This is a genomic window from Bacillus sp. LQ16, from assembly GCF_057784645.1.
Genome location: NZ_CM173491.1, coordinates 2,171,956 through 2,194,390, shown reverse-complemented (window position 1 = coordinate 2,194,390; position 22,435 = coordinate 2,171,956). Strand labels below are relative to the sequence as shown.

Annotated in this window: 21 protein-coding genes, 4 pseudogenes and 1 other annotated feature; of the genes and pseudogenes, 5 read left to right on the top strand and 20 right to left on the bottom strand. The window is 33.3% G+C overall.

Annotation, left to right across the window (positions count from 1 at the left end; all coding sequences use genetic code 11):
- Positions 1–2: 2 nt before the first annotated feature.
- A complete protein-coding gene (locus tag AC3EMB_RS11045; protein WP_000679600.1) occupies positions 3–959 on the bottom strand; it encodes a thymidylate synthase in 957 nt (318 codons plus the stop codon).
- A 198-nt stretch (positions 960–1,157) separates the two neighbouring features.
- Between AC3EMB_RS11045 and AC3EMB_RS11040 the strand changes: the two genes are divergently transcribed.
- On the top strand, positions 1,158–2,615 hold the full coding sequence (locus AC3EMB_RS11040; protein ID WP_488517684.1) for a serine hydrolase: 1,458 nt from the start codon (positions 1,158–1,160) through the stop codon (positions 2,613–2,615).
- A gap of 50 nt (positions 2,616–2,665) precedes the next feature.
- Here the strand turns inward: AC3EMB_RS11040 and AC3EMB_RS11035 are convergent, their stop codons facing one another.
- The 6 genes and pseudogenes from AC3EMB_RS11035 to AC3EMB_RS11010 all read right to left on the bottom strand — a co-directional run bounded on the left by AC3EMB_RS11035 (position 2,666) and on the right by AC3EMB_RS11010 (position 7,484).
- The gene (locus AC3EMB_RS11035; RefSeq protein WP_069355520.1) at positions 2,666–3,598 is read right to left on the bottom strand and encodes an aminoglycoside phosphotransferase family protein; all 933 of its coding nucleotides are present in this window, start codon (positions 3,596–3,598) and stop codon (positions 2,666–2,668) included.
- Positions 3,599–3,609: 11 nt separating this feature from the next.
- Positions 3,610–3,933: pseudogene (locus AC3EMB_RS11030) on the bottom strand (VOC family protein).
- Positions 3,934–3,961: 28 nt separating this feature from the next.
- Entirely contained in the window at positions 3,962–4,603 is a 642-nt protein-coding gene (locus AC3EMB_RS11025) for an HAD family hydrolase (RefSeq protein ID WP_141241074.1), read from the bottom strand.
- A 108-nt stretch (positions 4,604–4,711) separates the two neighbouring features.
- Positions 4,712–5,299 (bottom strand): YpjP family protein, encoded by a 588-nt coding sequence (locus AC3EMB_RS11020; RefSeq protein WP_098612100.1) that lies wholly within the window; start codon positions 5,297–5,299, stop codon positions 4,712–4,714.
- 267 nt (positions 5,300–5,566) lie between these two features.
- Positions 5,567–6,781, bottom strand: a complete 1,215-nt coding sequence (locus tag AC3EMB_RS11015; protein ID WP_098127198.1) for an ABC transporter permease — start codon at positions 6,779–6,781, stop codon at positions 5,567–5,569.
- Complete coding sequence (locus AC3EMB_RS11010; RefSeq protein WP_095690998.1) at positions 6,774–7,484, bottom strand: ABC transporter ATP-binding protein; 711 nt, start codon at positions 7,482–7,484, stop codon at positions 6,774–6,776. The genes AC3EMB_RS11015 and AC3EMB_RS11010 overlap by 8 nt, the downstream gene beginning before the upstream one ends.
- A gap of 153 nt (positions 7,485–7,637) precedes the next feature.
- On the opposite strand from AC3EMB_RS11010, the gene AC3EMB_RS11005 reads away from it, so the two are divergent.
- Positions 7,638–8,069: a GNAT family N-acetyltransferase gene (locus AC3EMB_RS11005; protein WP_000009776.1), complete on the top strand. Its 432-nt coding sequence runs from the start codon at positions 7,638–7,640 to the stop codon at positions 8,067–8,069.
- Between the two features lie 28 nt (positions 8,070–8,097).
- Entirely contained in the window at positions 8,098–8,625 is a 528-nt protein-coding gene (locus AC3EMB_RS11000; protein ID WP_000181782.1) for an HAD-IIIA family hydrolase, read from the top strand.
- 241 nt (positions 8,626–8,866) lie between these two features.
- On the opposite strand, the gene AC3EMB_RS10995 is transcribed toward AC3EMB_RS11000, so the two are convergent.
- The 8 genes from AC3EMB_RS10995 to AC3EMB_RS10960 all read right to left on the bottom strand — a co-directional run bounded on the left by AC3EMB_RS10995 (position 8,867) and on the right by AC3EMB_RS10960 (position 15,220).
- A complete protein-coding gene (locus tag AC3EMB_RS10995; protein ID WP_000152534.1) occupies positions 8,867–9,085 on the bottom strand; it encodes a helix-turn-helix domain-containing protein in 219 nt (72 codons plus the stop codon).
- Positions 9,086–9,095: 10 nt separating this feature from the next.
- Positions 9,096–9,581: a DUF2975 domain-containing protein gene (locus AC3EMB_RS10990; RefSeq protein ID WP_001050152.1), complete on the bottom strand. Its 486-nt coding sequence runs from the start codon at positions 9,579–9,581 to the stop codon at positions 9,096–9,098.
- A 167-nt stretch (positions 9,582–9,748) separates the two neighbouring features.
- Positions 9,749–10,189 carry a GNAT family N-acetyltransferase gene (locus tag AC3EMB_RS10985; RefSeq protein WP_001223866.1) on the bottom strand — a complete coding sequence of 147 codons (441 nt, stop codon included), beginning with the start codon at positions 10,187–10,189 and terminating at the stop codon, positions 9,749–9,751.
- Positions 10,186–10,659, bottom strand: a complete 474-nt coding sequence (locus AC3EMB_RS10980) for an SAM-dependent methyltransferase (protein WP_488517683.1) — start codon at positions 10,657–10,659, stop codon at positions 10,186–10,188. Before AC3EMB_RS10980 ends, AC3EMB_RS10985 begins: the two co-directional genes overlap by 4 nt.
- Positions 10,660–10,754: 95 nt before the next feature.
- Complete coding sequence (locus AC3EMB_RS10975; protein WP_089170901.1) at positions 10,755–11,447, bottom strand: aspartate/glutamate racemase family protein; 693 nt, start codon at positions 11,445–11,447, stop codon at positions 10,755–10,757.
- A 181-nt stretch (positions 11,448–11,628) separates the two neighbouring features.
- On the bottom strand, positions 11,629–12,831 hold the full coding sequence (locus AC3EMB_RS10970; protein WP_488517682.1) for an iron-containing alcohol dehydrogenase: 1,203 nt from the start codon (positions 12,829–12,831) through the stop codon (positions 11,629–11,631).
- Positions 12,832–12,909: 78 nt separating this feature from the next.
- On the bottom strand, positions 12,910–14,349 hold the full coding sequence (locus AC3EMB_RS10965) for a GntP family permease (protein ID WP_000424326.1): 1,440 nt from the start codon (positions 14,347–14,349) through the stop codon (positions 12,910–12,912).
- A gap of 208 nt (positions 14,350–14,557) precedes the next feature.
- On the bottom strand, positions 14,558–15,220 hold the full coding sequence (locus AC3EMB_RS10960; protein WP_069355516.1) for an HAD family hydrolase: 663 nt from the start codon (positions 15,218–15,220) through the stop codon (positions 14,558–14,560).
- A 190-nt stretch (positions 15,221–15,410) separates the two neighbouring features.
- On the opposite strand from AC3EMB_RS10960, the gene AC3EMB_RS10955 reads away from it, so the two are divergent.
- Both AC3EMB_RS10955 and AC3EMB_RS10950 read left to right on the top strand, forming a co-directional pair.
- Entirely contained in the window at positions 15,411–16,208 is a 798-nt protein-coding gene (locus AC3EMB_RS10955) for a lipid II flippase Amj family protein (protein ID WP_488517681.1), read from the top strand.
- 35 nt (positions 16,209–16,243) lie between these two features.
- Entirely contained in the window at positions 16,244–16,819 is a 576-nt protein-coding gene (locus tag AC3EMB_RS10950) for a nucleotidyltransferase family protein (protein WP_488517680.1), read from the top strand.
- A 36-nt stretch (positions 16,820–16,855) separates the two neighbouring features.
- Here the strand turns inward: AC3EMB_RS10950 and AC3EMB_RS10945 are convergent.
- From AC3EMB_RS10945 to AC3EMB_RS10925, 5 genes and pseudogenes are all read right to left on the bottom strand, one after another.
- Positions 16,856–17,732, bottom strand: a pseudogene (locus AC3EMB_RS10945) (alpha/beta fold hydrolase).
- A gap of 76 nt (positions 17,733–17,808) precedes the next feature.
- Entirely contained in the window at positions 17,809–19,149 is a 1,341-nt protein-coding gene (locus AC3EMB_RS10940) for a sodium-dependent transporter (RefSeq protein ID WP_366986787.1), read from the bottom strand.
- 116 nt (positions 19,150–19,265) lie between these two features.
- Positions 19,266–19,514, bottom strand: a binding site (T-box leader).
- Positions 19,515–19,623: 109 nt separating this feature from the next.
- A pseudogene (locus AC3EMB_RS10935) lies at positions 19,624–19,765 on the bottom strand (recombinase family protein); the annotation flags it as partial.
- A gap of 673 nt (positions 19,766–20,438) precedes the next feature.
- The gene (locus AC3EMB_RS10930) at positions 20,439–20,795 is read right to left on the bottom strand and encodes a hypothetical protein (RefSeq protein WP_088023256.1); all 357 of its coding nucleotides are present in this window, start codon (positions 20,793–20,795) and stop codon (positions 20,439–20,441) included.
- Positions 20,796–20,813: 18 nt separating this feature from the next.
- A pseudogene (locus AC3EMB_RS10925) lies at positions 20,814–21,932 on the bottom strand (pre-toxin TG domain-containing protein); the annotation flags it as partial.
- Positions 21,933–22,435 lie beyond the last annotated feature (503 nt).

Below are 22,435 nucleotides of genomic sequence, written 5' to 3'. Positions count from 1 at the left end.
AATTATACTGCAACCGGTGCTTTAATTGCTGGATGCGGATCGTATCCTTCAATCGTTAAATCTTCCATTTCAAAATCGAAAACAGATTTCACATCAGGATTTAATGTAAGTTTCGGGAACGGACGTGGTTCACGTGCCAATTGCTTTTCTACTTGTTCAAAATGATTTGTATAAATGTGTGCATCACCAATTGTATGAACAAATTCCCCTACTTCAAGACCACATTCGTGTGCAATTAAATGTGTTAGTAGTGAATAACTTGCGATGTTAAATGGTATTCCAAGGAATATGTCACCACTTCTTTGATATAGCTGACAAGAAAGCTTTCCGTCCGCTACATAAAACTGGAATAATGTATGACAAGGGGGTAATGCCATACTTGGTACGTCTTCAGGATTCCAAGCAGAAACGATTAAACGACGTGAGTCTGGTGTTTTTTTAATCATTTCAATTACATCTTTTAATTGATCAAGTGTCTCACCAGCTGTCGTTTTCCAAGCTCGCCACTGTTTACCGTAAACGTCTCCTAAATAACCATATTTATTTGAGAAATCATCATCTTCTAAAACGTTCTTTTTAAACAATTCCATCTGCTCATCGTACTGTACTTTAAATTCTTCATCTTGTTGTGAGCGAAGACCAAAATCCGTCATGTCAGGACCAGTATACTCATCACTTTCTACCCAGCTCTTAAACGCCCATTCATTCCAAATATTATTATTATGCTGCAATAAATAGCGAATATTTGTATCACCTTTCATAAACCAAAGTAGTTCACTTGCTACAAGGCGAAATGGTACTCTTTTTGTCGTTAATAAAGGAAATCCTTTACTCAAATCAAAACGCATTTGATATCCAAATACAGATACAGTTCCTGTCCCTGTACGATCTTCTTTCTTCGTACCATGTTCCATTACATGGCGGCATAAATTTAAGTATTCATTTTCAGCATGTTTCATATGTAGGAAAACCTTCTTTCAATCGTATATGCAATTTATCATAACATGAAAAATGGTAAATTTAATAATCCTAATTAATAAAATTTCTTCCGCTAATTCTTACAAAATTATTAACTTTCCAAATTTAAAAAGGTTTTCATTTTCTATTACCGAAAGTATAGTGCGGTAGAACAAAATTTATATTTGGAGGTTAGAAGTATGTCTAAAATTGAAACGCCTGTTATGACTTCTTTACAAACAACGGTTGAAAAAATGATGAAGGATTTAAATGTTCCTGGTACTGCTGTCACTGTTATAAAAGACGGTGAGGTTATTATTTCAGAAGGTTTTGGCTATCGTAATATAGAAACAAAAGAGGCTGTTACACCGAATACTCGATTCGCAATCGGTTCCTCAACGAAAGCATTTGGCACACTTTCATTAAGCTTGTTAGCACAGCAAAAAAAGTTTAATTGGGATACCCCTATCCAGTCTTATATACCTAACTTTACTTTATCTGAACTACTTGCTAGCTCACAAGTTACAGGACGGGATTTAGCTTCTCATCGTACTGGAGTGAGTCGTCATGAGGCTCTTTGGTACAGTTCTTCCTTATCTCGAAAAGATCTCGTTGAAAAAATTAAACATTTACCACTTGATGCACCGTTCCGGACTGCATTTCTATATAACAACTTAATGTATGCAACAATTAGCTACATTGTTGAAAACATTACAAATCAAACGTGGGAGCAATACACTACAGAACATATTTTAGAACCTTTAAATATGAGACATACAAACTTCTCTGTTAACGATTCACAAACTACAGATGATTACGCTTTACCTTACATTGAAAATGACGGTGAAATAAAAGCAGTTCCATTCCGTAACATCGATACAGTTGGCGCTGCTGGGTGTATTAATTCCACAATTGAAGATATGGCAAATTGGGTACTTCTCCACTTAAATGAAGGAAAATTTGGAGATCATGAATTAATCTCCTCTGAATTATTACAACAAATGTATACACCACACAATTCAATTCCAGACCAACCGGTTTTATCACTCCCTGAATCTCCATTAAATAGTTACGGTCTTGGTTGGTTTATTAGCGCTTATCGTGGTAAAAAAGTGATTCATCATGGCGGTAATATCGATGGATTTTCAGCGCTTGTTTCATTCATACCAACAGAAAACATAGGCCTTGTCATTTTAACGAATGCTGGAGGAACATTACTTCCTACTTATCTCGCTAATCAAATTTATGACGAACTACTTGAATTAGAATCCATTGATTGGCATAAACGTGCTGTAGAAGATACTAAAAAAATGAAGGAAATGATGAAAGAAGCAACTGAATCCCTCCCTGAACAAATTAAAGGGACTACACCTTCGCACAAGTTAGAGGATTATACTGGTACTTTTGAACATCCTGCATACGGAACATTACAAGTATATAAACGAGATGATTCGTTATATGTACAATTTATGGAAATGGATATTCAATTAGGGCATCATCATTACGACATCTTCTCCGCAAAAGTTGACTTATTCCAAATGAAAATGAGCTTATTATTCGCTTATGAAATGAATATAAGTGGTGAATTCCCATCCCTTCAGTTACATGTACCTGCTATGTTAAGTACACAGCCGCTTACATTTAAGAAAATTAAATAAGTATTTTGATGGTAAAAAATAAAGGTAGGTGCGAATCACACCTACCTTTTCTATTTCATATCAATCTTATCTGGTTGAAACCAACTTGGTTTTGATAACTCAAAGTTTTTATGATCTTCCAATACAATAGTAAGACGCTCTAACGTATCATCCAACATATGTGGTGCTGCTCTTAATGTCCAGACAACTGATGAGAAAACTGTCATGCCAACGTACACCGCATATAATTTCCAGAACTCCTCTGGTATTCTCCTATTAAAGTATCCTTCTATTTGTCCGATTGAATACGGAATACTAATGTCCCTTGCAAATAGTGCAATTTTCACGAAATCATGCAGTGGATCGCCCCAGTCATAACCATTAAAATCAACTACACCTACATATTTCCCATCCCGTACAATTATATTTTCTAAATGAAAATCATCGTGTTGAAATCGATTTGGGCGATCCTTTACATACATTTCATTTTCATCTATAAACTTAATAATCTTATCATCATTTTTTATTTTTATTCCGCATGTTTTGTATGCTTCTAAATATTTACTATGTTTTTTCATTGCTCTTTCATGCCATGGAAGTATATCATTAGGAGCTTCATATGTATGCATTTTTGCTAAATCTTTTCCTGCCTCTATGCCAATATCATATTGTTCTTTTGGTGAATACGTAGGCAATAGCTTCTTCGCATCTTCCCCTTCTAAATATGAAAAAATACTATAGCATACACCTTCTTCTTCCAATATACCTATTTCAATTGGCCTTTGTACCTGTACGTTACGTTTTACCATTTCATTTAAAATTTGAAACTCTATTTTCTTTCTTTCATACTCTTTTATATCTCCTGTCCGAAATAAATATTTTTCATTATTTGCATTCGTAATTACATATTTCTTATCTGGAGAGAAACCTTTAGAAATTTCTTCAATATTCGCTGCATCTTTTACAATTTGTATATTGTTTTGCCGTGCTGTAATTATCTTCATATCTATTCCCCTTATATTTCTGCATTTGGTGTATAGGCTACTTCTACAATAAATCCATTCGGATCGTAAAAATCAATCGTATAGTACCCTTCTGAATAATGATTCATTTCAATTAAACCACGTATTACCTTCACTTTCGTACTAGAAAGAAAATCTACTACTTCATCAACTACTTCTCTATGAATAGCTTGATAACAAATATGTCTAGGACCTAACGTCCTTACGATTTCCTCATCTACTTCTTTAAATTATATTTCACTTTCTCCCGTGCTATATGCTACTTCATTTAACTTTCTCCATCCAATTATCGGAAACAACTTATCATAATAAGAAATGGATTCCTCTAAATTTGCTACTCAAAATTCAATATGATGAATACACTCCTTGTACTACTTGCACAATTTCCATCGGCTTATGAACCATATAATCGGGTGCGTCTTTTTTCACTGTTTCAATAACATCATATCCCCAAGATACCCAAATTACATTCACCCCAGCCTTTTTACAAGCTGCTACATCTCGCTGTTCATCACCAATGTATAACATATCTTTCTCAGTTATTTTTTTCGATTTTAAAAATCTTTTTATCATCTTGTCTTTACCGAACAAATTTTTAGAACAATACACTTCTTGTATATTTTCTATATCATTCTTTTGTAAAAATGCTCGAATATGCTCTTCTGAATTAGATGATATAACCGCAATACCGTATCCTTTTTTATGTAGTTCATCTAATACATCCTTCATTCCATGGAATAAAACGAGATCTTTTATAGCAGGCTGATATAATTTATAAAACTCTAACGCTAATATCGGTAGTTTGTACAGTGGTACATCGAGTTGTTTACATCTCTCTGACATCGTTAATTTACGTAAATACTCAATTTCTTCTTCCCTTACCGTTTTATACCCGTGTTTTTCAGCAAGTTGATTATAAATTGGTACAAATATATTTTGTGAATCTACTAATGTGCCATCAAAGTCAAAAACAATATATTTTTGCATTCCCATACTCCCTTTGCTGCTTTTTTTCTAAACCTATCATATTCAACACCATAGTTGTCTTACCCTTCTATAAACATAAAAAAAGAACAAGATTTTCTCTTGTTCTTTTTAAGACAACCATTTTGGCGGTACATTCGTATTCCAATAAATATTCCCTAACTCATGATGTCCAGAGTATCCATCATCAAAACGATGATAGTGGAAATTAAAATAATAACCATCTTGCGGTGGATGATCTCTTCTTACATGGAAACGCAATAAGTCATTTCCTGTTTTCGTATCGTAGACGTGAAAAATCTTTTCATTATTTCCACCAGCTGGTCTTTGAGAAATCGCTAATGATTGCAATGACTCCTCTGGTACATCATTGGCAAGTTCAGCAATTGCCTCTTCAATCTTTGGTAATATTACATCTTTAAATTCATCTTCAATTACTGGGCCAATTTTAGTACCAAACTTTTGCATCGACTGTTTTTCTGCTTCTTGCATCGCATAAGTAATAAAAGTATCGGTGGTTAACCTGTCATTCGTTTCTTCATATGTATAGGACGTACTCTCCAAATTTTGTTGCCCAGCTGTGCTCGTAGGCTTGTCCGCAGCTTTGGCATTATCAAGCAATATGGAAGGAGGCGTCACTAAACCAAATGTAAATACGGTAATTAATGCGACTAAGGTTTTTCTAAACCAATTTGGCATTTATGTTCCCTCCCCTTTCACTCATTATTTTTTATATAACGGTGGTTTCTTCTATTATACAAAATGATTATAATTTTTGCACTTTACAATTTTGTTAACGTTCACATATTTTTCACTTGAATATGAAATTGTAAGATTTCATACAATATTAATACCACAATATTGAGGAGGCACTTGAATGACTTTAGATGTCATGTATTCCGCCGCAAGCATACTCGTTTTAGTATATTTTATTTATCAATGTGTTACAGACTAGAAAAAGAGCCGTCAATGGCTCTTTTTTAATGGTAAAAATACAATCCATACAATTAATAAAATAAAAATAATGCCACCAATCACAGCTGGCAATAAATAAAACTGGGCAAGTATAACTATTCCATACAAAAGTATTGCTGGTAGTAGTAAATAACGATTTGCCTTCCATCTTAACAAAAGTAAGTTCCCTTCATCACAATATAAATGAAGAAACATCTTATTCGTAAATTCATTCCAATAATCACGTGCATAGCGAGAAATTGCAACTACAGCAAATACGAGAACAATAGCTGCAATCCACCTAGGAGTCATAATTATACTTGCAGTACTGATACATACAATTTGAATATAAAATATTCGTGCAGTACTTGTACGGAAAAATTCTTTCAAAAAAGATTCGACAATACGAGAATCAGCTTTTTTTCCTAATAGTCTTTTAGAGTACGGAAACATCCACGGTTTTTTATTCGAACTACTCGGTTTAGCCGCATGACCACCAACTTGCATAATTCCGCTCGTCCAGCGCATGCTTTCCTCCTTTTCTTTCTTAATTTCTTTAAAAAAGAACTTTTTATAATTCATTTTCGCTTTTACTAATACACTACTTAAGAAAATTACTAAACCGATAAATAGAATTGAATAAAATGGATTTTTATAAATAAAAAATAAACTAATTCCCAAAAAGGACACGCTCATAGAAAATACTACATTTTTTACAATCCATAAAACCCATCGTTTCTCCGCATGTACATGAATAAATCTCGTTAACAACGACATCATAAATCGAAATATAGTAAAGAATACCCAAAATAATAGGACTTGTATCTCTGTTACTCCGATACTTTTCATCAACACCGGTAACATAATAACGACTAATATTATATTCGTTATCGCTATTCGAACAAATGTGTACATCATGCCATACTGGACTAATTTTTGCATATGTGTTGCATACGAAATTAAAAATAAACTATCCGCTTGCTCAAAAAATGAACGAACTCCTCTCGGATATGTTACTAGATAAAATGCGAGTAATCCTAATCCGAAATAAATCGTCTCTTCCGTTGATAATTCATTTATCCATAGTGACCTATAATAGATTCCCATAAATATAAGTGCTGGTATAATAATATATAATGCGACTGTCCAATCTGTTACCGAACGTATAGACTTCCACTTCCGCTGAAGCTCATGGCGTAATCTTTTATAAAATTGTTGTTTAATCATGTTGTTCACGCCTTACGATTACATCAAAGCAGTCTAGTAATGAGCTACCCGGCATTTCCGCTAACATTTGAATAGATTCTAAATGTCCATCTGCGACTAATGTACCTTGTGAAATGAGTAAAAATCTTTCACAAATTTTTTCAGCAGTATCCAATACGTGCGTACAAAGTAAAATTCCTGCTCCGCGCTCTTTTTCTTTATATAAATAACTTAAAAACTCTTTCGTAGCTACTGGATCTAAACCGATAAAGGGTTCATCAATGATATAAAAATCTGGCTCAGTTAAAAACGCCAATATTAGCATCGATTTTTGTTTCATACCTTTTGAAAACTTTGATAAATACTCATGTTTATGCTTATCCATTCGAAAAGTATGTAATAATTGTTCCGCTCGTTCTTCCCAGCTTCCCATTTCACTTCCACGAGCAGCCATTAATAATTCAATATGTTCCCAGAGCGTCAAGTAATCATAGTATGTTGGATGTTCTGGCACGTATGCATACGGATTTTTCTTTTTACCGAATGATATTTCACCGTCCATATTTACAAGTAATCCGAGCATCGTTTTTATCGTCGTACTCTTCCCAGCACCATTTGCTCCAATAAGAGCAACTAGTTCACCTTTTTCAATAGAAAAAGCTATATCATGAATTGTTTTTTCGCCTATTTCATATCCGGCTGAGCGGATATTTACTTCTAACATGCATTTCCCCTCTTTCCATTTCCAATACAATCAAGGAAAAGAATAACATATAACTATCTATATATCATTATAAAATATTTATTTTCATAGCAGGAAAAAACATTTTTTAACAGAATATTAAATGTTTGATTACATTTTATTGGAGTGGATAATATGTCTTTTCAAATTCGTGAAGCAACGATAGATGATATAGACGCACTTTGTTCTTTAACGAAAGAATTAAAAGGTTCCTCTATTTCCTATGAAGATATGAACAACCGATTACAATTCGTACAAATGAGTCCGTTTGATTTTTTATATGTTTACGAGGAAGAAGAAGCTATATTTGGATTACTTGGATTTCGTATACGTGAAAATTTAGAAGATGTAACACGTTATGGAGAGATTTCAATTATTAGCGTCGATTCTAACATACGACGGAAAGGCATTGGACAAGTGTTGATGGATTATGCAGAGCAATTAGCAAAGAAACATAATTGCATTGGCACATGGCTAGTTAGTGGAACAAAAAGAGTAGAAGCTCATCCTTTTTACAAAAAATTAGGATATGAAGTAAATGGCTACCGATTTGTAAAACATTTTTAAACTACTTATAATTGAAGGGACTATAACTATGACAAACATTAAAGCAATTTTCATTGATCGTGACGGTACAATTGGTGGTGACACTACAATACATTATCCAGGATCTTTTACATTATTTCCATTCACAAAAACATCCTTGCAAAAACTAAAAGCTAAAAATATAAAAATTTTCTCTTTCACAAATCAACCTGGTATCGCAGATGGAATAGCAACTGTAGCCGATTTTGTACAAGAATTAGAAGGCTTCGGTTTTGATGATATTTATGTATGTCCTCATAAACACGGTGATGGTTGTGAATGCCGTAAACCAAGTACAGGCATGCTGCTTAAAGCAGCAAAAAAACATGGGCTTGATTTAACACAATGTGCTGTAGTTGGTGATCGCTGGACTGATATTGTTGCAGGAGCAAAAGTAAATGCGACAACAATTCTAGTCCGAACAGGCGCTGGGTATGATGCTTTGCATACGTACCGAGACAAATGGGCACATATTGAACCAAACTACATTGCAGATAACTTTGAAGATGCAACAAACTGGGTTTTAAATCAACTATAATACAAATGAAGATTTTGATGCACTCAAAATAATTTAAAACATAGTTAAAATAGCCTTTTTGGCAAATAATTGTCTTCCACAAAACGGATTACCTCAAAAGGTAGCAAGTTCCCTTTTGATACGCAAACATTGCAATTCAAATTTTATTTTTTATTAGTAACAGCAATTAACGTAAAGAAGGAATAGCTTAGTGGCTATCCCTTCTTTATTGACTTCTATTATTTACATTTGTTATCTTTTTTTATTGAGTATTCTCATCGTTTTTATACTCCAAAATATCCCCTGGCTGACACTCCAAAGCTTTACATATCGCTTCTAATGTTGAAAAACGAACCGCTTTTGCTTTCCCATTTTTCAAAATAGAAAGATTCGCCATCGTAATTCCAACCTTCTCCGAAAGCTCCGTTACACTCATTTTTCGTTTTGCTAACATGACGTCAATATTAATAATGATTGTCATATCCGCCACCTCAGACCGTCAAATCATTTTCTGATTTTATGTTAATTGCCTCTTGTAGAAGTCGTTGGAGGATAGCAGCAAAAACAGCGATAACGAGAGAAGCAAAAACGATAATAAGTCCCACTAACCCAATAGGAGGGTCCATTTTTTTCGCTATAAAATGAAAAAGTGGTAAACCTAATACATACAAACCACTGATTGTAACTGCACAGCGCTTTATATTCTTTAACGCCTTTACAGATAATTCCGAGAACGCTGTGTTCTCATCAATGTACTGTAAAAGATTGAAAGCCTGATAAAGAGCAACGTAAAAAGGCACAGCTGCTCCATACATCACAATGAAAACAAGATATTTTATCAGAGTAATATTAGGATACAAATTCGCTGCGAAATTCGCCATTTCCGGCACTAAAAATATGCATAAAGCAAGTACTGCAATTCCAACAAGAAAAATAATTACTTTTAAGAACGTTGTTGAACTTCGTTTAAGATTCATTTACAATACCTCATTTATTTAATGATAACATAATTTTATCATATTATTTATCGTTTAACAATAAATAAATATCGTTTCCTTCATGTTTAATTTAGGCAAAAATAAAAAAGAATTTCTCATTACAAAGAAATTCTTTTTCTTGAAAATGTCTCTTTCAACTTAATTTTTTAAAACGTTAATTCGTAATGGAAATAACGATTATCTCTCAAATAACCATTTTCAGCATATAATCGTTGTGCTGATAAATTATCAATCTCTGTTTGCAATTTTACACCTTTTGCTCCATTCTCTAATGCGTATTCTTTAGCAGCTTCTAATAATTTTTTACCTGTTCCGGCTCCACGCTTCGCCGCTTGTACAAATAAATCATTTAAAATCCATAATTCTTTCATTGAAATGGAAGAAAATGATGGATATAGTTGTGTGAACCCAATATATTCGCCGTCTTCAACTGCTACGAAAATAACGGACTCTTTTTTCTCAATTCGATTTCGTAAAAATACTTTTGCACCTTCTAAATCAGAATCCTGCCTATAAAACATGCGATAGTTATTAAAAACTGATGCTAGTCCATCTAAATCTGCAATTGTTGCCTCATATATTCTCATTTTACTCCATTCCCCTTCCAATACTGTCTCATTATATCCGTTGCCCATTTAGGCTGGTGTATTTCTTCTTTCGGCATAAACTCTTTCATTATTGGTTTTATATCCAATATAGGAGTACCATTAATAGCATCTAATCCCTCAACAATAATTGATTTACCTTCTCTTTTGATCACCTTTACAATTGTTACACCTATGCGATTCGGGCGATTTTTTCCGCGCTGTGCAAAAATACCTACTTCAGGATAATCTTTATTATTTCTAGGATGTCTAGCAAAATACTGAATTTGCTCGTCAGTTACTTTATGAAAATAAAAAACAACTTCAATATGGGAAAAATCTTCAATCCCTTGTATACTTTCTTCTGCATACATTTCAGTTAAAGTTATATGGGATCTTACTTCTCCCCACTCATCATCTTTTATTTCCTTTCTTTCATTATGTACAAATGCGATTGGTTGAACTGAAAACATACGCATTCCCCCTTAAATGTAACCACTTACATTATAAAATATTTTCTGAATGTTTTCCAGATATATGAATTAAGTTTACATAATATAATTATAATCTATTTATCTAAAGCTACCTTGACTGCTTCAATTGCATGTATATGGGTCGTATCAAATATCGGGACTGATACGTTTTCTTGTTTTATTAATAAACCTATTTCCGTACAACCTAATATAATTCCTTGTGCTCCTTCTTGTACTAATTCTTCTATAACCCTTTTATAATACTCTCTAGATTGAAATACTATTTTTCCTAAACATAATTCTGTATATATTACTTCGTTTACTTTTTCTCTATTTGTTCCTGATGGTACTATTACTTTTATATCATGCTCTTCAATACGTGACTTATAGAAATCTTGCTCCATTGTATATTTAGTTCCAAGCAGACCAACCTTTTGAATGTCTTTTCTTTTAATTACTTTTGCAGTTGCATCGGCAATATGTAAGACTGGAATATCAATTTTCTCCTTTATTTTTCCAACTACCTTATGCATTGTATTTGTACAAATGATTATAAAGTCTGCTCCTCCCTTCTGTAATGAATACGCCGCATTCGCTAAAACTTCACCTGCTCCATTCCAATCTCCTCTAGACTGGAATCTTTCAATCTCTTCAAAGTCCACACTATTAATCAAACATTTTGCTGAATGTAGCCCTCCTAATCTCTTTTTTATTTCTTCATTAATAATTCGATAATATTCAGAAGTTGATTCCCAACTCATACCACCTATAAGACCTATCGTTTTCATACAAACACCTACCTAAACTATTTTTATAAAACTAATAACAATGTTTTATTATGTATATTATACATAATAAAACAAGACTTTAAGTTTGGAATATAAAGTCTTGTTTTAACGGAAAATACGGAAATAATAAAGAATAATTCTACTTTCATTTCCAAGGAAATTTTTATAGAATATTCTGAAATTAATAATCTGATTTTTTTATGAATTCTTTATACTTATAATTAAAACACTCTCGATACAGCTCTTTGATTTCATCATATGATGGAACACGTGGGTTATTAGCTGGGCTACCACTTTCAATTGCATCTGATGCCATTTTAGAAATAGCATTTTCAAATTCAATTTCATCGATTCCGTATTCTTTTAAATTTGGAATACGAAGATCAAAACAAAGTTTTTTTATTTCACCAAGCGTGTAGTCTGCTACTTCCTCATCAGAATTCGAATACAAATCCTTATTTAAACTACGTCCAATTTTTGCTAACCTTTTCATTGCACTTGTTTTTGTAAACTCTAACACTGTAGGTAATAGTATGGCATTTGATATTCCATGCGGTACATGAAATAATGCTCCCACTGGCCTTGACATTCCATGAACTAATGTAACTGATGCATTAGAAAATGCAATTCCAGCTTGTAAGGAAGCAATCATCATCGCTTCTCTTGCCTCCATATTACGTCCATCTTCATATGCTATACGTAAATATTTCATAATACTTTCAATAGCTGAAAGAGCTAGTACATCTGTAAGTGGTTGTGAAACTTTAGAAATATACGCTTCAATTGCATGACATAACGCATCTATTCCTGTTGCTGCCGTAATTTGTGGTGGTAATGAACTTGTCAAAACTGGATCTATAATTGCTACTTTCGGTATAAAACTAGGATGCTTCATCATCATTTTTACATCTGTTTTTTTATTCGTAATTACTGCTACACTTGTAACTTCCGATCCAGTACCAGAAGTTGTTGGAATTGCAATAAGTGGTAGTGGGTTGTTTTCTATTTCAATATCCTTTTGGACATAACCCTCAACTTCTCCACCATTTGTATATAAAACCGCTACTGCTTTCGCAGCATCAACACAACTTCCACCACCAATACCGATAATAAAATCACACTTTTCCTCTTTGCAAAGAGATAACGCTTCTAATACATGTATATTTGTAGGCTCAGCATCCACTTTATTATATGTACTAACAGTAATACCTTTCTTATTTAGTTGTTGCATACACTTTTCAACATATCCTAATTTCTCCATAATTGTATCAGTAACTATAAAAGCTCTTTTCCCTAACTTTTTTGATTGTTCTCCCAGTTTTTCAAGCGAATTCCTTCCATATAATACCGACTTTGGCATACGAAACTCAGAAACCTCTTGCAAGTACTCCACCCCTTCTTATCCTAATTAATATTTTATGATATAAATTATCGATTTGATGAATCTTTACGATTCGAATGTTTAATAGAGTCCTGTTAAAGTATAGAACGCGATAACTAAAAATACAGCAACCGTTTTCAAAATTGTAATAGCAAATATATCTTTATAGGACTGTTTATGTGTTAATCCTGTTACTGTAAGAATAGTAATAATAGCCCCGTTATGCGGTAGTGTATCCATTCCTCCTGATGCCATTGATACGATACGGTGCATAACTTCTAATGGAATATCAAATTGATTGGCCGCTGCAATAAATTTATCTCCCATTGCACTTAATACTATTCCCATACCTCCTGATGCAGAGCCTGTAATTCCAGCTAAAATATTCGTCGTTACTGCACCATTCACTAACGGATTTGTGAAAGTAGCAGAGATACCATCTCTCATAATTGCGAAGCCTGGAAGTGCTGCAATGACACCACCGAATCCAAACTCAGCTCCTGTATTCATCGTTGCAAGTAGTGCTCCACCAATACTTGTATTCAATCCAGCTTGGAAACCTGTTACTACTCGCTTCCAATATAATAATAACGTTGTTAAGATCCCTATAATAAGTGCCAATTCTACAGACCAGATTCCTACTACTGCACTTAATTCTACTTTTCCAAATGCTTTCATACCAATTGCAGAAAAATCAAAACCGCTTGGATACCACTTCGGTATCATAATAGTAAACACTTTATTCATTACACCTACTAAAATAAGTGGTATAAATGCAATAAGTTGTTGTGCTCTTGTGATTTCAATGTTATTAATTAATGGCATATTTTTTTGTTCTAATTGCAAAGATGCTGCCATTTCAGTATTTCCATCATTAAAACCAAAATATCCTTCACCTGCTGCTTTTGCCTTCTTACGTCTACTCTCTAAATATAGTAAACCTAATGTAAGAACAAAAATTGCTCCTACAATCCCAAGTATCGGTGCAGCATAAATATCCGTTTTAAAAAATGTTGTAGGTATTACATTTTGAATTTGTGGTGATCCAGGTAGCGCATCCATTGTAAACGTTACTGCTCCAAGAACAATCGTTCCAGGGATTAAACGTTTTGGAATATTAGCTTGTCGAAACAACTTAGCTGCGAACGGATAAACAGCAAACACTACTACATACACACTAACACCACTATACGTTAAAATAGCCCCCATTAATACAATCGCTAATATAGTACGTTTTTCACCAACTAACTCAATAATCGTTTTTGCGATAGAATCTGCAATTCCTGACATTTCCACTACTTTTCCAAATATTGCTCCTAATAAAAACACAGGAAAATATAACTTTATAAATCCAACCATTTTCTCCATAAAGATATTAGAAAAGAAAGGTAATACATAACTAGGTTCTGTCAAAAATACTGCAAATAATGCAAATATTGGTGCGAATAGAATAACAGAAAAGCCTCTGTATGCTACGAACATAAGTAAACTTAGTGCTAATAATATAATAACTAACTCCAATTTTACCCCTCCATTAAACAGAATATTCTAAATTTTATCGATAAACTTCTACTAATCTTTTAATTCTGACATCCCTCCTCTTATTCATACAATTTTTTCATGCTAAAAATGTCTAATTATAAATATTCGATTACATATGAAAAATCCCTTTAAACAGAAACGAATTCCTCATCATACGTTATAAAGGGATTGCTAGCATCTATATTTACTAATTTATTAAACTTTTTTCTGCACAAAAATGATACAGTTCTTCAACATCTTTCACTATGTAAGTCGCACTAACTTCAGTCAGTTCTTTCTCACAGCCATAGCCATATAAAACACCAATTGAAGCAATTCCATTCTGATTCGCACCTATTATATCGTGCTTTCTATCACCAATCATTATCATTTCTTCTTTATTTAGTTCTTCATTTGTTTGTAAAATATGAGCAATTATTTCTTCTTTTTTTATTCTCGTACCATCTAAATTACTTCCAATGATATCTTCGAAATAATTCGTTAATTGAAAATGCTCTATAACTTGTTTCGCAAATACAGTGGGCTTTGAAGTAGCTACGAATATGCGATTTCCTGAACTTTTTAATTGTTGCAAGAGCTTCAGAATCCCCTCGTATACATTATTTTCAAACAATCCACGCTGCTTTAAATACTCACGGAAGTAAAAAACTGCACGTTCAACCTCTCCTTCACTCATATTATATCTCTCTACGAATGATTGCTGAATAGGAGGACCTATAAATGAATCTAACTCACTTATATGTACTTCTTCAATTCCTACTTTTTTTAACGCATACAAAACCGAATTTACAATCCCTTCTTTCGGATCCGTTAAAGTTCCATCTAAATCAAATAGAAATGTTTTATACATGTTTCATTCCTCCACTTAATTTGCTGTATAAATAACTGCTAACATCTCTTCCACTTCTCCCTATTATACTATCATTATCTATTTTTTCGAAAAATCAATTTCCATATGTCACATACTTTCAGTTACAAAATACGATAGATATGATAAAGTAAAAAAGTTACAATTATTTTAATAGAAACTGGTGAAACAAATGTCAATTACGTTAATTTTTATAATGGCTTTCACAATTGTAATCCACGCAGTTGAAACAAGCTCTTATAGTATTCGATTAGCGGGGGTTCGTTTAAAGAAGATTGCTGTCGCATTATCCGTCGTAGGAATCGTATTACTCATTTCAAGAACGTCAAACTTACTACAAGCCTTTTTACTTGGCGGGATTGTGGACGAAGCAAAACTAGATCCTTCTATTGATTTAGAGCATATTATACGTCTTGTACTATTATCTGCTTCTATCGGTACATTGTTTGCGATTATACTGTATCCAACTTTGACAAAACTATTTGGATATGTCATTCAAAACTTTGAAACAGACGGTTCTTTCATTCGAATGATGAAAACGAATAACATTCAAAAATTAAAGTACACAAAAAAATATGTCCGCTTTCCAAAGTTAGAAATGATTCATAGACTGCGTATCGGCGGTATTCCAAAGCGTATAATGCTTATTAACATGTTCGCTACTGCAATTTATACAGCGGGAGTTCTTTCCGCACTATATGCTTCTTTTTTAATTCCAGCTTTCGCAACAAAAGCCACTACAGCTTCTGGTCTTATTAATGGTTTTGCTACTATTTTATTAACAGTGCTACTAGATCCACGTATTGCTCTTTTAACAGAGAGAGCTCTTCAATCAGAAGAAGGTGCTGAAGCAATGAGTAAAATGTATGCTTGGCTAATGATTTCTAGACTTTTTGGTACATTACTTGCTCAACTGTTATTCATACCAGGTGCTTACTGGATTACATGGATTATAAAGCTTATGAATTAAATTTACTCTCTAAAAAAAAGCAGGTGAGATAACAAATGACTATACAAACAGAACAAGATATCATTCGCTTAATAGAAAACGACGAATGGATGATGAATGTATTACAAATGGCAAAATCACTAGAGTTACCTGATTGGTGGGTTTGTGCCGGCTTTGTTCGTTCTAAAATTTGGGATACTTTACATGACTATGAAGCTAAAACGGCTATGCCTGATGTTGATGTAATTTATTATGATAGTCTACATCAAGATGAGATATACGAACAATCATTAGAAACGAAATTAATGAATATTGATGCTACTATCCCTTGGTCTGTAAAAAATCAAGCTCGTATGCATGTAGTGAATAATATGCCACCATATTCTTCTTCTGTTGATGCTATTTCTAAATTTCCTGAAACAGCAACAGCTTTAGGAGTTACACTTGATGAACTAAACAACGTCCTATTAACAGCCCCATGTGGTATTGAAGATGTCCTTTCCTTACAAGTGAGACCAACAGCTCATTTTCTTGAATCGAAAGAACGATTACATATGTACAAAAACAGAGTTATAAAAAAGAATTGGCAAAGTAAGTGGCCTAACATCACAATCACATATCCAGAAATATAGAAAGGGTGCCCCTCATTTATAGAAGCACCCTTTTCTTCATTTCAAAAAATATATGACTGTTTCTGCAAACCTATCTGCTTCCTCATAATGAGGTGAATGACCGCTCTCTTCAAATACGATATACTTGCCGTTTCGGGCATCTTTATTAAATGTTTTAATTTGTTCTTCACACGTTACTACATCATGTTTTCCTACAATTAATAACATTTGATTCTGTACTTCTTTTATTTTATATAATAATGACTTATGACATGAGCCCTCTAATTTTAATCTATTAAAATGAATTTGAGAGCGATTTGGAAATATTTCCCACTCTTCATCACTGTATAAACTCTCATCTGTCCTATCTTCCTTATTATTGTAAATCTCCATTCTTTTTTCTTCTAATTCATTGCTTAGTCTTATATAAGCTTCTAACAACTCTTTTGAACTAGCATTGCTAGATGAATAAGCAAGAGACTCTTCTGCTACTTCTTCTTTTCCATACTTTTTTAATAAATGCCCTATCTTTTGCAACAAAGCTCTACTTGTTAATGCAAAATCAAAAGTTGGTCCTTCAAATATTATTTTCTCTATTGAACTTGGATATATCGACGCATAAAGCAATGCTACATATCCACCGAAAGAATGTCCAATTATAGACCACTTCTCAATTTGTAATACTTTTTTTTAATTCCTCACAGTCTTCAATCAAATCATTTAATCCAAAAGCTTCGTCCTCAGTAATTTTTTCTGAACGACAAACACCTCTTTGATCTATCATAATTACATATAGAGAATCTTTTAAACGTTCCGCTTGATGAAATGAAAAATCATAACAACTCTCTCCTGGACCACCATGCAAGTATAAGACTGACTTATTTTTAGGATTTCCATGTGTTTCAACGTATAGCTTTTTCCCTCTAATATTCATATACTCTCCTGTTTCTATCAAATTCGCCATAAACATCACCATCTTCTTTTTTTACTGAATATTATAACATTTAATGTTAAATAATCCCTATTACATTTAAGAAGACGATAATTATTGCAAGTGGTGCTACAAATCGAAGTAAAAATGCCCAACAAGTAAATACTTTCTTTCCATAATTTCCACCTACAAAAAACTCTGCTTCTAGTACTTTCTTTTCCATCTTGAATGATACGAAAATACTAATAAATAGTGCTCCAAGTGGCATTAATATATTACTAGATAAGAAATCTACTGCATCAAAAATATTCTTTCCAAAAATCGTAATATCACTCCATACTCCAAATGATAACGCAGATGGTATGCCTACTAAGAAAATGCAGAAACCGATCATCCATGATAATTTCGTTCTTCTGTCTTGTTCACCATTTGCTAATGCTGAAACAACAGTCTCTAGTAAAGAAAATGCCGATGTTAATGTCGCAAATGTAAATAGTGCAAGGAATACTGTTAAGAAAAATCCACCAAATGGGATTTGACTAAATACAGATGGTAATACGATAAATAGTAATCCAGGTCCTTCTGTTGGCTCCATTCCTAATGAAAATACGGCTGGAAAAATAGCAAGACCCGCAAATAAAGAAACAAATAAATTCAATCCAACAATTGTTATTGCTGATTTTGGTAAACTTTCTTTTTTATTTAAATAGGAACTATACGTAACCATAATTGAAATCCCGATACTAATCGCAAAGAATGATTGCCCCATTGCGAACAAAATACTTTCCGAAGTAATCTTTGAGAAATCTGGTTGTAAGAAAAACTTCACACCTTTCATTGCGTCATCAAGTGTTAACGAACGAATAATAAGAGCGACAAATAAAACGAACAATGCTGGCAACATATATTTACTTGTTTTTTCAATTCCATTTTGTACACCTTTTGATACAACCCATATCGTAATGAACATAAAAGCGAAATGTCCCATAATAGCCCAAGCGGGATTCCCAATTGTTTCAGTAAATAACGCACCGTAATTTTGTCCTGGAGTAATCAGTTGTCCTGTTATTCCTCTGAATAAATAAATTAATACCCATCCACCTACAACACTATAAAACGAAAGTAGTATAAAACACGTTCCAACGCCAAGGCGTCCGATCCAGTGCCATCCTGTATTTGGTGCGATGCTTTTAAATGCTCCAACTGCTTGTTTCTGCGTACTGCGTCCAATCATAAATTCAGCTATAAGTAGCGGTAGTCCAATTAAAACAGTAAATAATATAAAGATTAAAAAGAACGCTCCTCCCCCACTCTTCCCAGCGATATAAGGAAACTTCCATATCGCACCAAGTCCAATTGCTGATCCGGCTGCTGCCATTATAAAACCTAATTTCGAAGTCCATTGCTCCGTCTGTTTCATCTCATTTTCCTCCTAATTAAATCTTTTTATATAAATAAATAAATTTTATAGACCTATCCAAATAAACCCTCCATTTCTTCTTCCATATAATAAAAAAATGGCCTAGCATCTCTATATAAAGAGACGCTAAGCCATTTACTTAACGCGGTACCACCCTTATTGATTCCATTATGAATCCACCTTAGTAGTAATCGTTTGATTACAAACCTAATATCGAAGGTTAACCGTTAAGATTTACTAAGAATGTGATTCCGTTCCACCTTACTGCTCCTAGGCGAGTTCAGGATGTCATTTGACTATGTCGCACCAACCCATAGCTCTCTGTACAAATACATGACCTTACTACTCCTATTCAACACATTTTAATATTTAGAATATATTTTCTTTTGAAATTAATATGAAGTATATCGGTTATATTTGTAACTGTCAAGGGATATATTATTTTTTTGTCAAAAAAGATTTCTCAAGACGTTAATATTGGTCTAATAGCTCTAACATGCCATTCACCAAAAAGTCATTTGGATCATGTGTAAATACTATTAGATTGTTCAATCGCCTTCACATCTACTTCATATTTCTTTAGTTCTCGTTGTATTAATACTTTCGCCATATCGGACAATAGCGCTTGTAGTCCATCACGTACTTGTCCTTCCGTTAAAACGTACTTTACGATGACTTCAAAAAATAATACACCCCTTTAGTTTTCCCTCTACTATCGTCGTACACTGTACATAGCCATTACAATCTATAAAACAACAATAAAAATTTAACACTTAATGCACTAATAAAATTATAATGCTCTTTTAAATTTCTACGCTAAAACGCAAAAAAGCACTTGTTGCCTTTAATTAACAATCAAGTGCTTTAAGTTCATATGTTTTTAAGTAGCGTAAATTTGTAAGTTTTGTAGTAACAGTATGACGCCTTTTGTACATCATGACAAATACTATATTAAAACTTACGAGTTTGTACGAGCTTGTTAGTTTAATATACATTCCATGTGTTTATATTTATCGCCCGGTAAAATGTCATCTCGCCTAAGCTCGTACTTTATTTTCTATTCTATCATTGCACATAACACTCTATGATGGTACAACCATCATGGAGTATCTATTTTCAAACACCATATATTTTTCTATCCACTTCAAAAATACATTCTTTTTCATCAATTTTTCTTATGTGCTTTTGTATTTATCGTTTTAGAACCATGAGCTTTATCACTCGCTTATGTTGCTTTACTAACACAAACTCTTAACATATATTTTTAAAATAATAATTATTAAGACCAATTAAACTTCGTCAGACAAAGCATCATCGTAATCCTGTAATTCTTCCATAATTTCTTTTAACCGGTCAATATTATTTATAAATTCGCCGTAAGAAATTTCTTGGTAATCGAAAATCCCTTCACCGTATTCATCACTATCAAATATTTTCACTTCCGCATCTAACTTCAACAAGTTATCAACTAATCCCTTTAAATTTTCCATATCATCAATATCATTTGCATCTGTTTCGGCAAAAAAATCTTTGTTTTCAATTTTATTTTTTATCTCTGTAATTCCTAAACCAGTGTACTTTCTTAATGGTACTACACATTTACTAAATGGACCATTAGAGCTTATTGTAATTGCCATTTTACTCATCTATTATTCTCCTTTCCATTAAAATTCTTCTAAATAATTTGGATTAACAGGTCTACCAGGTGCATTTTTACTATAGCTTCCGCCATGCCAACCCCTTAAATGTTCCCTGCTAGTTACAGGATAAATTAATTCTCCTCTATTACATATATGTGGGTAATTCATAGCATTGTAAGTATGATGTCCAATTATTGATTGCCCATTATATTGAGGTTTTTTTCCTCTTAAAATCTCTTGTATCTGTTCATTAGTCCAATCCCTTGTTGTAGGTTCTCCATCTAAAATCCTTTTCTTTTCTTGCTTCCAAAATTCATTAACCCCTGCAGCTCTTCTTTTTGAAAATCTTTTATCCCATTGATATCTTTTATATTCTTCTTTTGTTACTGTACGATTTTCAATCTTTTCTTTTATTTTTTTCTGCTGACCCCTACTTAAAGATTTGTATGGTGTAAGTTTTGGTGTTAAATCAAGTTCTGCTTTCAGTACCCTTTGGGCAATAATCTCTTCTCCTACTGCTACTTCTTTATTACCCAGAGCTTCACCCGTACCCTTAACACCCTTCTCTCCAACACTTTTCATATACTGATAAGCATCTTTCAGAGAATGCTGTCCCATCTCTCGGACCATTCCTACTCCAGGCATGACATAGGCTTTTCCCAAACCTGGGATCCATTTGTACTCCAGTAATGTTTTTACTGCGTGCTGGATCTTTTCATTCCCCTGCAAGAAGGTTGTTTTTACGGTTGTGGTACCTTTGTTCCATAGGTTTCCGATTTTGTTTGCAAGTCCTTTTGCTGTGGAGGCTACAAAGTTTACGCCTTCTTTTACTTTGTGGCTGGCTGTTTTTATACCATCAACAGCTACTTTTCCAGCTTTTCCAGCCACCATTGATATTCCTTCGCCTAGCCCTTTTCCTGCTTTTACAATTGTCTTTCCGAAGCTAGAAGCGACATACTTTATTCCTTTTCCAGCAAGGCTCGCAACTTTCCCGACGGGAATAAAGTTTAAAAGGGTCCACCCTGCGGCGATGAGTCTTTCTTTTGTTGATAATTCTTCGCCTGTGATAGGGTCTTTACCAGTAACCGCTCGAATTGCATCATTAATTCCGATGAATTCAGCTGCTCCTTCTAATCTATTTTCTTATACTATTTGCTGAAACAACATATGTACTTATTATTTATTATACTATCCTCTCTTCTATCTTAAAATGCAAAAAGCACTTGTTGCCTCTCATAGACAATCAAGTGCTTTAAGTTCATATGTTTTTAAGTAGCATAAATTTGTAAGTTTTATAGTAACAGTATGACACTTTTTATATGTCATGACAACTACTACGTTAAAACTAACGAGTTTGTACGAACTCGTTAGTTTAATATACATTCCATGTGTTTATATTCATAGCAATGTAAAATGTCATCTCGCCTAAGCTAGTACTTTGTTTTCTATTCTAGAATTGCACATAGTACTCCATGATGGTACAACCATCATGGAGTATGCACTTTTAAACCACTTATTCTTTTTCTTTCCACTACAAATATACTTTATCTTTATTCATCTACATATACGTTTATGCATGTTTATCTTCAACACCATAATTGCTATTATTTTCTTCACTATTCAATACATAAAGTTGATAATGTATA